At 69.6% G+C, this 12,738-nt stretch carries 13 protein-coding genes; 4 read left to right on the forward strand and 9 right to left on the reverse strand.

All coding sequences use genetic code 11. The features are described 5' to 3' along the window. Nucleotides 1-73 precede the first annotated feature (73 nt). A complete protein-coding gene (locus AC07NX_RS07320) occupies nucleotides 74-787 on the reverse strand; it encodes a lysophospholipid acyltransferase family protein (protein WP_494640400.1) in 714 nt (237 codons plus the stop codon). Further along, nucleotides 784-2,589, reverse strand: a complete 1,806-nt coding sequence (locus AC07NX_RS07325; protein WP_494640402.1) for an ABC transporter ATP-binding protein — start codon at nucleotides 2,587-2,589, stop codon at nucleotides 784-786. The genes AC07NX_RS07320 and AC07NX_RS07325 overlap by 4 nt, the downstream gene beginning before the upstream one ends. 138 nt (nucleotides 2,590-2,727) lie before the next feature. Between AC07NX_RS07325 and AC07NX_RS07330 the strand changes: the two genes are divergently transcribed. Beyond that, entirely contained in the window at nucleotides 2,728-3,393 is a 666-nt protein-coding gene (locus tag AC07NX_RS07330) for a protein-tyrosine phosphatase family protein (protein ID WP_494640404.1), read from the forward strand. Between the two features lie 143 nt (nucleotides 3,394-3,536). Here AC07NX_RS07330 and AC07NX_RS07335 read toward each other — a convergent pair whose 3' ends face one another. From AC07NX_RS07335 to folE, 7 genes are all read right to left on the reverse strand, one after another. Then, nucleotides 3,537-3,761 carry a DUF4170 domain-containing protein gene (locus AC07NX_RS07335; protein ID WP_494640406.1) on the reverse strand — a complete coding sequence of 75 codons (225 nt, stop codon included), beginning with the start codon at nucleotides 3,759-3,761 and terminating at the stop codon, nucleotides 3,537-3,539. Nucleotides 3,762-3,785: 24 nt separating this feature from the next. Further along, entirely contained in the window at nucleotides 3,786-4,571 is a 786-nt protein-coding gene (locus AC07NX_RS07340; RefSeq protein ID WP_494640408.1) for a 3'(2'),5'-bisphosphate nucleotidase CysQ, read from the reverse strand. Then, a complete protein-coding gene (locus AC07NX_RS07345; protein WP_494640410.1) occupies nucleotides 4,568-5,899 on the reverse strand; it encodes a TldD/PmbA family protein in 1,332 nt (443 codons plus the stop codon). The genes AC07NX_RS07340 and AC07NX_RS07345 overlap by 4 nt, the downstream gene beginning before the upstream one ends. Before the next feature lie 54 nt (nucleotides 5,900-5,953). Then, complete coding sequence (locus tag AC07NX_RS07350) at nucleotides 5,954-6,355, reverse strand: MAPEG family protein (protein WP_035076692.1); 402 nt, start codon at nucleotides 6,353-6,355, stop codon at nucleotides 5,954-5,956. Between the two features lie 102 nt (nucleotides 6,356-6,457). Next, the gene (locus AC07NX_RS07355) at nucleotides 6,458-7,174 is read right to left on the reverse strand and encodes a hypothetical protein (RefSeq protein WP_494640412.1); all 717 of its coding nucleotides are present in this window, start codon (nucleotides 7,172-7,174) and stop codon (nucleotides 6,458-6,460) included. Between the two features lie 212 nt (nucleotides 7,175-7,386). After that, nucleotides 7,387-9,231, reverse strand: a complete 1,845-nt coding sequence (locus AC07NX_RS07360) for a M14 family metallopeptidase (protein ID WP_494640414.1) — start codon at nucleotides 9,229-9,231, stop codon at nucleotides 7,387-7,389. A 136-nt stretch (nucleotides 9,232-9,367) separates the two neighbouring features. Next, complete coding sequence (folE, locus tag AC07NX_RS07365) at nucleotides 9,368-10,024, reverse strand: GTP cyclohydrolase I FolE (RefSeq protein WP_494640416.1); 657 nt, start codon at nucleotides 10,022-10,024, stop codon at nucleotides 9,368-9,370. Nucleotides 10,025-10,217: 193 nt separating this feature from the next. Here folE and cysS point away from each other — a divergent pair, with 193 nt between their 5' ends. The 3 genes from cysS (at nucleotide 10,218) to AC07NX_RS07380 (ending at nucleotide 12,730) form a co-directional block, all read left to right on the forward strand. Next, nucleotides 10,218-11,606: a cysteine--tRNA ligase gene (gene cysS, locus AC07NX_RS07370; protein ID WP_494640418.1), complete on the forward strand. Its 1,389-nt coding sequence runs from the start codon at nucleotides 10,218-10,220 to the stop codon at nucleotides 11,604-11,606. Nucleotides 11,607-11,801: 195 nt separating this feature from the next. Then, complete coding sequence (locus tag AC07NX_RS07375) at nucleotides 11,802-12,263, forward strand: SRPBCC family protein (RefSeq protein ID WP_494640420.1); 462 nt, start codon at nucleotides 11,802-11,804, stop codon at nucleotides 12,261-12,263. A gap of 5 nt (nucleotides 12,264-12,268) precedes the next feature. Then, nucleotides 12,269-12,730 carry an iron-sulfur cluster assembly scaffold protein gene (locus AC07NX_RS07380; protein ID WP_494640422.1) on the forward strand — a complete coding sequence of 154 codons (462 nt, stop codon included), beginning with the start codon at nucleotides 12,269-12,271 and terminating at the stop codon, nucleotides 12,728-12,730. Nucleotides 12,731-12,738 lie beyond the last annotated feature (8 nt).

Consider the following 12,738-nt stretch of genomic DNA (forward strand, 5'->3'; position numbering starts at 1 on the left):
CCACACTGCTGCACTTGCGGCGGACAAAGGGGTCCCGGGCACAAGGCCCGGGATGACGAGCATCAAGGAGGGTCTAAACCGCGTCCGGCTCCGCCCCCACGATCTCCTCCGCCCGCCGGGTCACGGCCGACAGCTGCGCCGCCCAGGCCTCGACCAGGGCGTCGGGATCGTCGCCCCGGCCGGCCGTCGTCGGGGCGCTCCAGACCATGGCGGCCTTGGCGAAGGGCAGGGGGATGACGGTGCGGTCCCACGAGCCCAGGCGCAGGCAGGGCTTGGCGGCCAGGCCGACGAAGATCACCGGCGCGCCGGTCGCCCGGGCCAGGGATGGGGTGCCCTTCTCCATGCGCTCGGCCGGGCCGCGCGGGCCGTCGGGGGTGATGGCGATCCCGCCGCCGTCCTTGACCCACTTGATCATGTCGCGGAAGGCCTGCTCGCCGTGCTTGTTCTTGGCCGGGTCGGTCTTCTTGGTCGACGAGCCGCGGATGGCGGGGAAGCCCAGCTTTTCGACGGTGCGGGCGATGAACTCGCCGTCGGCCGAGCGCGAGATCAGGGCCCGCATGTCCTGACGGTCCGGGCTCTGCGGCCAGGTCAGCGGCGACATCGGGATGCGCGCGTGCCAGAAGCACAGGATGGCCCCGACCCCGGTCTCGCGGCCCTGGGCCCAGACCGCCTCGGCGTGTTCCTGGCCCTCGCGCGTCATCCGCAGGGTGCGGAACACCAGCCTGGAATAGCCGGCGAAGATCGACGAGACGACCTGGATCACCAGCGGCCAGCGCAGCGGCCTCATGCGCCGATCTCCGGGGAGACGCCATCTTGAGGGTTGGGCGGCAGATGGTCCAGGTCCTGGGCCTTGGCCAGGCGGGCGTAGAGGCCCTTGTGGCGCACCAGGGCGGCGTGGGTCCCGGTCTCGACCACCCGGCCCCGGTCGATCACATAGATGCGGTCGGCGTCCTTCACGGTCGACAGGCGGTGGGCGATGACGATGGTGGTGCGGCCGGCCATCAGCCGCTCCAGCGCCGCCTGGACCTGGGCCTCGCTCTCGGTGTCCAGGGCGCTGGTCGCCTCGTCCAGCAGCAGGATCGGGGCGTCCTTCAGGAAGGCGCGGGCGATGGCGATCCGCTGGCGCTGGCCGCCCGACAGCCGCGTCCCGGCCTCGCCGACCAGGGTGTCGTAGCCCAGCGGCAGCTCGCCGATGAAGTCGTGGGCCGCCGCCTGGCGGGCCGCGGCCTCGATCTCGTCCTCGGCGGCGCTGGGCCGGGCGTAGGCGATGTTGGCGCGGATGGTGTCGTCGAACAGGAACGGCTCCTGGGTGACCAGGGCGATGCGGTCGCGCAGGGAGGCCAGGGTCACGCCGCGCACGTCGTGACCGTCGATGGTCACCGACCCGGCGGTGACGTCGTAGAAGCGCGGGATCAGGTTCAGCAGCGAGCTCTTGCCGCCGCCCGACGGGCCGACCAGGGCGACGGTCTCGCCGCGCCGGGCCTGGATCGAGACGTCGTGCAGGGCCGGGGCGTTGTCGCCATAGGCGAAGCTGACCCGGTCGAGGACGATGGTCGCCTCGCCCGCCGGCAGGACCTTGGCGTCCGGCGGATCGATGATGGCCGGCTCGACGTCCAGGACCTCGAACAGGCGGCGGGCGCCGGTGAAGCCCTCGCTGAACACCGTCTGCAGGTTGGCCACCTGGCGCAGCGACTGCAGGGCCGCGGCCAGGGCGAACAGGAAGCCGGTGAACGTCCCCGCCGTCATCCCGCCCGTGCTGGCCCGCCAGCCGGCATAGACGAAGACGGCGGCGGTGATCAGGGCGCCGAAGGTCTCGGTGGCCGGCGCGGCCATGGCCTTGGCGTTGGAGCCCTTGATCAGGAAGCGCTGGCGGCGCGCGACCACGGCGGCCACCCGGCCTTCCTCATAGGCCTCGCGGTTCTCCATCTTGACGATCTTGACGCCGTCCAGGCTCTCCATGATCGCGGTCGAGAGGTTGGAGGTCTCGCCCATGGCCCCCTTGGCGGCCTTGGTGGTCTTCTTCGAGAACCGCCGCATGAACAGGCTGGCCAGCGGGGCGATGACCAGAACGCCCGACGCCAGCAGCCAGTCGAGCTGGAACATGACCACCAGCATGCCGGCCACGGTCAGGATCTCGCGGGTGTAGTTGACCACGCCGCTGGTGGCCGCCTCGCGGATCAGGGTGGCGTCGTACAGCATCGACGAGACGTACGAGCCCGAATGGGCGCCGCGCAGCCGGGCCAGGTCCGAGCGCACCAGCTTGCCGAACAGCCGCACCTGCATGTCGCCGACCACGCCGTTGCCGACCTGGTTGATCGACCGGGTCTGCAGCACCTGGAACAGGCCGCGGGACATGGCGATGACGGCGATCAGCAGCGGGATCCGCCACTGCGCGCCCGGCTGGGGATGGGTGATCAGCTGGTCGACCGCCGGCTCCAGCACCTTGGCCAGGCCGGCGCTCAGGGCGGCGACGATCGCGGCGCTGACCATGGCCGCGGCCAGGGTTCCCCGGCGCGGCCGCAGATACTCGCGCCAGATCCGCGCGGCGAGGGCGCGGTTGGTGGCTTGCGGCGCGGCGGGATCGGTCATGGCGGCAGGGGTCGGCTGTCGGGGCGGGACTGTCAAGCTGGGCTATGGCCTGTCAATGCGGCGGGGGTGCGGCGCTGTGGCTTTTGCATTACAGGGCTGTGGCGCCTACTTAGGCCTCTTCACCGAAGGATCGCCCGCTTGCCCGGCTACGACACGACCACCCGCTGGGGGCGGTTTCGCACCTACCTCTCCTACCTGTGGAACGACCACGCCTATCTGCGTCTGGGCTTCAAGAACGACCACTGGATCAGCCCCGAGCTGGTCCGGACCAACCAGCCGTGGCCGCACCAGCTGGCGGCCTGGAAGAAGAAGGGGATCAAGACCGTCATCAACCTGCGCGGCGGGTTCGACGGCAGCTTCTACGCCCTGGAAAAGTACGCCTGCGACAAGCTGGGCCTGAAGATGGTCGACTTCGTGATCACCTCGCGCGAGGTCCCGATCAAGGAGCGGGTGCTGGGCGCGCGCGACCTGTTCGAGACCATCGAATATCCGGCCCTGATGCACTGCAAGTCGGGCGCGGACCGGGCCGGGATCATGAGCGTGCTCTACGCCCACTACCGCCTGGGCCTGCCGATCGAGGCGGCGATGGAGCAGCTGTCGTTCAAGTATCTGCACATCAGGCAGGGCAAGACCGGTGTGCTGGACTACACCTTCGAGCGCTACCTGACCGACGCCGCCCCCAAGGGCCTGACCTTCACCCAGTGGGTGGAGAGCCCCGACTACGATCCGGTGAAGATCAAGGCCGACTTCCGGGCCGGGATGATCGGCGGGATCGTGACGGAGGGGATCCTGCGGCGGGAGTAGGGGGAGCGCGCACTTGCCCCCACCTGGCGGCTTCGCCGCCTGTCCGCCCCCATAGGGGGCGGAGCCTAAGGCCAGGCTCTTCCCCCTCTGGGGGAAGACGATCGCGTAGCGATCCGTAGGGGGCAAGTCCCCGCCGCTTGCCCTCAGTCCGTGCTCGGGTCCAGCAGCTTGTGGGCGTGGATGATGAAGTAGCGGGCGTGGGCGTTGTCGACGGTGGCCTGGGCCTTGGCCTTCCAGGCCTTGTGGGCGTCGGCGTAGCTGGCGTAGGCGCCGACGAACTCGACCTGCGACAGGTCGCGGAACTCGATATCGGAAACGTTCTTCAGTTCACCGCCGATCACGAGGTGAAGAAGCTGCTTGTCGCTCATGGCGTGGAATTTCCTGCGCGGAAGTTATCGTTGCGGCAGGTCGATATGCCCGACGCGTGACAGGATCAACGGGTGAAGCGCGCGATTGGCGCAAACCACGCTGGGAAGCAGCGGATTTGCCCGATTATAGGTGAAGGCCCGCCCCCGGTGGTCGCTCAGGACGGCGCCGGCCTCGGCGCAGATCAGGTCGGCCGCGGCCAGGTCCCATTCGTTCTTGGGCGACAGGGCGACCGCCGCGTCGAAGGCCCCGGCGGCCACCAGGCACAGGCGGTAGGCGATCGAGTTGCGGCTCTCCACCCGCATCGGCGGCCACGGGGTCGCCCAGACCGGATGGGCGAACATCTTGGCGTCGCCCAGCATGGCCGCGTCCTCGAGGTCGTCGGTGTCGCTGGGGCTGACCGCCGCGCCGTTCAGGGTCGCGCCGCCGCCCAGGGTCGCGGCGTAGGTCTCGTCCAGGGCCGGGGCGTGGACGACGCCGGCGACCGGGCGGCCGTTCTCGACCACGGCGATCGAGACGGCGAACCAGGGCTTGTTCTTGATGAAGGCCACGGTGCCGTCGATCGGGTCGACGACGAACTGGCGCGGCGTCGCAAGTCGAGCGGGGGCGTCGGCCGTCTCCTCCGACAGCCAGCCATAGCCCGGCCGGGCCGCGCCCAGCCGGTCCTTCAGCAGCGTGTCGACGGCCAGGTCGGCGTCGGTGACGGGCGAGCCGCCGTCCTTGGACCAGACCTTCAGCCCAGCCTCGCGGGCCGAGAGCGCCAGGGCCCCGGCCTCGCGCGCCGCGGCCAGGATCAGGTCCAGGTCGGTCATTTTCCGGCGATCGCCAGGGCGTCGACCAGCAGGGACGGGCTGTTGCTGGCCCCGCGGATCTCCAGGTCGGAACCAGGGACCAGGCGGGCGTAGATGTCGATCAGGTTGCCGGCCACGGTGATCTCGGTGACCGGGCCGGTCGAGACGCCGTTCTCGAACCAGAAGCCCGAGCAGCCCACCGACCAGTCGCCGGTGTTGCCGTTCAGCGAGGGGCCGAACATCGAGGTGACCAGCAGGCCCGTCCCGGCGTCGGCCATCAGGCCGGCCAGGTCGCGCTGGCCCGGCTGCAGGGTCAGGTTATGGGTCGACACGCCGGACGGGCCGGCCAGGCCGCGCGAGGCGTGGCCGGTGCTCTCCAGGCCCAGCTGCTTGGCCGCGCTGACGTTCATCAGCCAGGTGGTCAACACGCCGTCGTCGATCAGGGCGCGCGGCTCGCAGGCCACGCCCTCGTCGTCGAACGGGGCCGAGCCCAGGCCGCGCGGGCGGAAGGGATCGTCCAGCAGGGTCACGCCCCTGGCGAACACCGCCTGGCCCAGCCGGTCCTTCAGGAAGGAGGTCCCCCGGGCGATCGACGGGCCCGAGATCGCGCCGATCAGCGGGCTGAGCAACGAGATGGCTAGGCGGTTCTCGAAGATCACCGGGGCGGTGGTCGAGTCCAGCTTGCGCGGGTTCAGCTTGGCGACGGCCAGCTCGCCGGCCTTGCGGCCGATGCTGGCGGGCGAGGGCAGGTCGGCGGCGTGGCGGGTCGAGCGGCCTTCGCCGCCGCGCTCCATGCCCGCGCCCTCGCCGGCGATCGCCGAGGCCGAGACGCCAAAACCGCTGGCCTGGTGCAGGCCGGAAAAGCCTTCGCTGGTGACCAGCCGCCAGGTCGAGGCGCTCCAGGACGACGAGCCGCCGTCGGAATTGGTCACGCCTTCGACGCCACGGGCGGCGGCCTCGGCCTCGCGGGCCTGGGTCTCCAGGGTCTCGGCCGACGGCTCGGTCGGGTCGTGGAGGTCCAGGTCCCGGAACGGGCCGCGCGCCAGCCGCTCGGCCGGGGCCAGGGCGGCGTAGGGATCCTCCGGCGCCAGGCGGGCCATGGCCACGGCCCGGTCGATCAGCTTGGCCCGGCCCTCGGCCGAGATGTCCGAGCCCGACACCGTGGCGCTGCGCTGGCCGATGAACACCCGCAGGCCGATGTCGCGGGATTCCTCGCGCTCGACCTCCTCCAGCTCGCCCAGGCGGACGCCGACGGAGAGGGATTGGCGCTGCGCGAACACGGCTTCGGCGGCGTCGGCGCCCGCGGTCCGCGCGGCGGCGAGCACGTCATGCAACAGGTTTTCGTCCATGCGGTCTTATGGACGAGGCGGCGGGGCGGGGGCAAGCGCTCCGCCGCCGCCGGATCAGCCGATCGCGTAGAACAGCAGGGCCACCGCCCCGAAGATGTAGGCCACCCACGTGCAGATCATGCCGACGGCGCGCGGGATCGAGGCGCCGCCGCTGTTGGACAGGCCCACGGCGTGGATCAGCCGGCCGGCGAACAGGACGAGGCCGACCACGTGGATCGCCAGCGGCGGGGCGCCGACCAGGGCCAGGACGATGATCGCCGCCAGGCCGACGGGGATGTATTCGCTGGCGTTGCCGAAGGCGCGGATGGCGCGGGCCAGCTCGGGAATGCCTTCGTCCCCCAGGGCGACCTTGTGCTTCTGCCGCAGGCGCACGACCAGCATCGACAGCACCAGCAGGAGCAGGACGTGCAGCCCCACCCACAGGGCGGCGGCGTGTCCGGATGTGATGGTGTCCATCGGTCGTCACTCGTGAAACTGGAAATCGAACGTGCGGCATAAGGGGCAGCGTTCAGGGAGGCTGGCAAGCCGGATCGTCGGGCGGGCGACTAGGCGATGGGCTTAGTCCCTGACCCCGAGCGGCGTGAACGCCATGTTTCGGATCGCCTCGCGGTGCAGGACGATGTTCTCGAGAGAAGTCTGGCGAGGGTTCGGCACCCGGTGGACGAGTCCCCCTTTCGCCACAAGGGTGAACAGCTCGCAGTCCGACAGGACCAATGAGACGACCTGCTTGGACGAGTCGAGCGTCACATAATCCAGGATCCCTTCGTAGCCGATCGTGGCTCCGTCCAGTTCCAGATTGGTGACGACGTAGCCGATCGCGCCTTCCACGGCGGTCGCCTCCGCCAGCCACCCGTAGAGTGCATTGCGTACAAGGGCATGTCGCTTCAGGCTCCAGCCCAGCAGGCCTTGTGTCACGAGGAAGGTCAGGCCGGTAAGCACCGCCAGATTGATGAGAATCCAGGGCAGGCTGAGGCTTTGGGCATGGTCGGCGGCAGCCGCCAACGCCAGCGCGTCCAGGTAGGGGTTCGGGTGAGGCCAGGTCCACCCTAGATGCAGGAAGCCGGCAATCAGTTCGCCGAGCCCATAGAGCGCCGACCAGCAAACATGCGCGGCGAGAGCGCCGGCTGTCACCAGCGCGAGGGCGATGATCGAATTAGGCGGCGGCGGCGAGGTTTCGAGCCGGGTTTTGAAGCCGCCGGAGTAGACGCCCGCCACGAAGGCGAAGCCCGGCGCGAGCAGAAAAAGCGCCAGAACAAGATTGAAGCTGAATGTCACCCAACTCGCCGGGCGACAGGCTCCTTGTGTTCCGGTTCCGAAGCTTTCGGAACACGGAGCACCCCGTCGGAGCCGCGCTGGGCATGCTCGATCACACTCGACCACGAACCGTGTCGTTCGCGAGCTTCACGCAACGCCTTGGAGGTCTCGGCGGAAGTGACTTTCATCCCGCGAATATGGCCTCTTCGCCAGGTTTCGCCAAGAGGTCTCCGCTACAGCTCCCGCCCGACCGGATAGAGCCGGTAGCGGTCGTCGTAGTAGGGCGTGCGCGCATAGAACCACCCCAGCCGCGCGTCCGGGTCAGCCGCGAACTTCGGGTCCGCCGCCAGCCGGGCCTCGAACTCGGCCTTCAGTTTCGGATCGGCGGCCAGCATCTTCTCGGCCAGGGGGGCGATGGCGTAGCCCTCGATATATTCCACCCGCTGCAGCACCTCGGGGAACATGCCCCAGGCGAAGAAGCTCTCGTCGCTCTGCGGCTCCAGCAGCAGGGTCGCCAGCTCGCCCAGCGGCTGGTCGGTCGGGATCCGCACCGAGCCGGCGGGCCAGGTGACGGTGCGGGTCTCGTGGGTCACCGGGCCGGCGTCTATCTCGACATGGCCCTCGCTGGCGCGGGCGGCGAGCTTGGGCGCGGTGAAGCGGATCATGTCGACCGACACCGCCCTGGGCGCCGTCAAGGTTTCCATGCGCAGGCCGTGGATGCGCAGGCGCTCGATGACGTCGGGCTTGGCCGAGGAGATCCAGTAGGCCCTGGGCGGGGTCAGCTTCAGCGACGGCTCGGCCGCGTAGAGCGGCAGCGACCACGGCTGGGGATCGGGCTCGCCCAGCCAGCGGATTTCCTTGCGGCCCGAGGCCGGGGAGTCGTAGGTCTCGTACCGCACGCCCAGGAAGCTCACCGTGCGCAGGGGCTTGTCGCCGCCGCCGCCGAAGCTGGTCCCGAAATTGGCCTCGACCACGGCCGGCCGCTGGGCGCGATCCGCTTCCTCGGCGGCGCGCAGGGCCGCGCCGTCCCGGGCCAGGACCTTCAGGCTTTCCTCCAGCAGGACGTAGGTGCCCAGCACCCGCTGGCGGTAGGGCTTCAAGGAATGGTTCTCGACCAGCACCGTGGCGATCCGCGCCGCGTCGCCATAGCCGTTGGAGTAGCGCAGCGAGGCCGGCGAGGCGCCCAGGCCCTTCTTGGGGTCGCGGTCGTCCAGGGCGAAGACCAGCTGGCCAGGGATGTGGCCCGCCGCCTTCAGCCCCGCCTCGGTGGCCGGCAGGTAGATGTTGTCCAGCCAGGCGCTGGTGGCCTTCGAGCGCGCGAAATCGCCCAGATAGCCGGCCCAGCCATAGGTGATGTCGTACTGGTAGTCCTCGCCGTCGGTGACGTGGATGTCCATGTAGAGGTCGGGCCGGACCTTGTTGATCAGGCCGATCATCGCCCGCATCTCCGGCGCGTCGAGCTTGCCGTAGTCGCGGTTCAGGTTGAGGTTCTGGGCCGTGTGCCGCCAGCCCTGGACGACCGGGCCGCGCTGGTTGGGACGGCTGTAGGGCGACGCGCGCTCATGACCGTCGACGCTGAAGATCGGCACGAAGACCAGGTTGACCCTGTCGAGCAGCGCGTCCTTGGCGGGGAACGCCCCCCTTCCGAAGGCGATGTCGCGCAGCAGCATCATGCCGGCGTCCTTGCCGTCGATCTCGCCCGGATGGATGCCGGCCTGGACCAGCAGCACGGGCTTGGCCGGATCGAACCGGGCGCCGTCCTTGGAGGCGTAAACCACCAGCAGGTCGCGGCCCTCGGGCGACTTGCCGAAGGTCTCCATGCGGATCAGCGGCGAAGCCGCGTCCAGCTTCTCGAGCCAGGCGCGGGTCTCGGCATAGTCCGGCGAGGCGGTCAGACCGGTGAGCTCCGAGGGCGTGACCCACGGATCGGAGGCCTTGGCCACCAGCGCCTCGCTGGCCCCATGCCAGGCCAGCGGCGGGGGAAGGATGTCGGAGTCCCAGGGAGCCTTCGGAGTTTCCGCCATGGTCATGCTCGCCGTCATCGCGACGGCCAGAGCCGCCAGCCTGGTCTTCAACATCTCAAACGCTCTCCGGCTCCGCCGGCCCCCTCAGTCGCTCCGCGACAGCTCCCCCAGAGGGGGAGCATCCCGCCGCCAGATCCTCCCCCTCTGGGGGAGGTGGCCCGAAGGGCCGGAGGGGGACCGCCGCCGAAACCTATTTCCGCGCCGCCAGGTCCATGAAGCGCTGCTGCAGCCCCTTGTCGGTCTTGAACACGCCGCGGAACTGGGTGGTGATCGTCGAGACGTCGTGGTGGCGCACGCCGCGGGTCGACATGCACTGGTGCTCGGCGTCGATCAGCACGGCCACGCCGGCGGCGCTCAGGTGATCCTCGATGGCGTCGGCGATCTGCATGGTCATGGTCTCCTGGGTCTGGAGACGCTTGGCGAAGATCTCGACCAGCCGCGCCAGCTTGGACAGGCCCACGACCTTGCCGGTCGGCATGTAGGCCACCCAGGCCTTGCCCAGGAACGGCGCCATGTGGTGCTCGCAGTGGCTCTGCACGTCGATGCCGCGCAGCATGACCATGTCGTCATAGCCCTGCACGTCCTCGAAGGTGCGGGAGAGCTCGACGGCCGGGTCGCCGTGATAGCCGGCGAACCACTCGCCATAGGCGTCGACCACGCGCTGGGGCGTGTCGAGCAGGCCTTCGCGGTCGGGGTTGTCGCCGGCCCAGGCCAGCAGGGTCCGGACGGCGGCCATGGCCTCGTCCCGGGTGGGGCGCCAAGAATGGGGATGCAAGCCGGGTTCAAGATCAAGACCGGTTTCGGAATCGAGGCCGATCAGGGTTCGCTCGCGGGTCAGTGCGTCCATGTGCGGGAAGGGTCTTTCCACGGGCTGAGTTGCGCCAGGACGCCTTTCGTCCTGGAATTACGCGTGCCACCCGTCGCGCGCCTCCGGCCAAACAATCGTGCCAATCAGTCGTGGTCGTGCGCGCGTGCTCTCGTTATATGGGGCCAACCCGTATCCCCGCAACACTCCCGCGACGTCAGGCCGCCCCGTTCCCATGACCATCAAGCTCTACGACACCATGGCGCGCGAGAAGCGCGACTTCGCCCCCGCCGATCCGAGCCGGGTGACGATGTATGTCTGCGGGCCGACGGTCTACAACCACGCCCACATCGGCAATTTCCGGCCCGTCGTGGTGTTCGACGTGCTGTTCCGCCTGCTGCGCCACGTCTATGGCGCCGAGGCGGTGGTCTATGCCCGCAACGTCACCGACGTGGACGACAAGATCAACGCCAAGGCCACGGCCGAGGGCGTGGCGATCAAGGTGATCACCGATCGCTACCTGGCCGCCTACCACCAGGACGCCGACGCCCTGCTGGCCCTGCGCCCCACCCTGGAGCCCAAGGCCACCGAGCACATGGGCCCGATCGTCGAGATGATCGGCCGGCTGGTCGACAACGGCTCGGCCTATGCCGCCGAGGGCCACGTGCTGTTCGACACCCAGGCCTTCGCCGACTACGGCGCGCTGTCGGGCCGCGACCTGGACGACATGATCGCCGGCGCCCGGGTCGAGGTCGCGCCCTACAAGCGCCATCCCGCCGACTTCGTGCTGTGGAAGCCGTCCAAGGAAAACGAGCCCGAGTGGGACAGCCCCTGGGGCGCGGGCCGGCCGGGCTGGCACATCGAGTGCTCGGCCATGATCGACAAGCAGCTGGGCCGGACCATCGACATCCACGGCGGCGGCATCGACCTGACCTTCCCGCACCACGAGAACGAGCTGGCCCAGAGCCGCTGCGCCCATGGGCAGCCGGTCCTGGCCAACTACTGGTTGCACAACGGCTTCCTCGACATGTCGGGGGAGAAGATGTCCAAGAGCCTGGGCAATGTGATCATCCCGCACGAGCTGTTGAAGACCACGCCGGGCGAGGTGATCCGCTGGGCGCTGCTGTCGGGCCACTATCGCCAGCCGCTGGACTGGACGCCGGAGCTGGTCGAGCAGAGCAAGAAGGCGCTGGACCGCCTGTACGGCGCCCTGCGCCGCGCCAAGACCGTCGCGGCCGGCGAGTCCGAGCCGTCGGACGAGGTGCTGGCCGCCCTGTCGGACGACCTCAACACGCCGCTGGCGGTGTCGGGCTTCTTCGAGCTGTCCAGCGCCATCGAGCGGGCGGTGACGGCCGGCGACGAGCCGGCGATCGCCGCCAACAAGGGCCGGCTGCTGGCCTCGGCCGGCGTGCTGGGCTTCCTGCAGGCCGACCCGGACGCCTGGTTCGAGGGCGACGCCGACGACGACCTGAAGGCCAAGGTGGAGGACCTGCTCGAGCGCCGGGTCGAGGCCCGCGCCGCCAAGGACTGGACCGCCGCCGACGCCATCCGCGCCGAGCTGGACGGCCTGGGCGTGGTGGTCATGGACGGCCCGAGCGGCGCGACCTGGCGGATGAAGGACTGAGCGCTTTGGGATTGGCGCTGAACTAAATTACATCCATAATCCGCTCATCCCGGCGAATGCCGGGACCCAGATCCTCGAGCGGAGCGGATGACTGGAGGAACGCGGCGCTCCCGGCGTCAGCCTCACAGCCATTCCATCTGGGTCCCGGCGTTCGCCGGGATGAGCGGGTTTTTGAAAGCTGCTAGACGGACACCCATGCAACGCGCCGTAGAATTCCGCACCGGGGTGCAGGCCCCCGCCGAGATCATCTGGGAGGTGATCTCCGACTTCGCGTCCTGGAAGGACTGGAACCCGGTCCATCCGCGCATGGAGGGCGAGATGCGCATCGGCACGCCGCTGCGCTTCGAGCTGGTGGTCGACGACGGTCAGGCGACAACGGTCGAGGCGGTGATCCAGGACTGGGTGCCCTACGAGCAGCTGCACTGGCGCACCAGGCGCTTGAACGGCTTCGTGACCGCGGTCCGCTATCTGGAGATCGAGAAGATGAGCGACGTCGGCTCGACTTTCTCGAACGGCGAGCTGTTCATGGGGCCGCTGGTCCGCTTCGTCAGCCGCGACGAGCGCCGGCGCCTGAAGGCGGCCTTCACCCGGATGGGCGAGGCGGTCAAGGCGCGGGCCGAGGCCCTCTGGTCCGAGCGCCAGAACACCCCCACATAGACAGCATGATCGACGACCTCTATTCGGCCCGCATCCTGGGCTTGGTGGCCAACATGCCCCGGGCCGGACGGCTGGCCGCGCCGGACGCCAGCGCCGAGAAGACCGCCAAGCTGTGCGGCAGCCGGATCGTGGTCGACGTGACGGTCGAGGACGGCAGGGTGGCCGACTTCGCCCAGGACGTGACCGCCTGCGCCCTGGGCCAGGCCTCGGCCGCGATCCTCGGCGCCCAGGTGGTCGGGGCCGATCTTTCCGAGATCGAGTTGGCCCGCGACGCCTTGCGGGCTATGCTGAAGTCAGGCGGCCCGCCTCCCCAGGGCCGATTTGCGGAGCTCGCCGTGCTGGAGCCGGTCAAGGACTATCCCGCCCGTCATGCCTCGACGCTTTTGGCGTTCGAGGCCACGGTCGAGGCTGTCCGTACGGCCACAGCGGCGACCCAAACCCGAACTAGCCGCGTCGGCGCCGCTTGATCGGAACT

This window comes from Caulobacter sp. GW821-FHT09A05 (assembly GCF_059418465.1).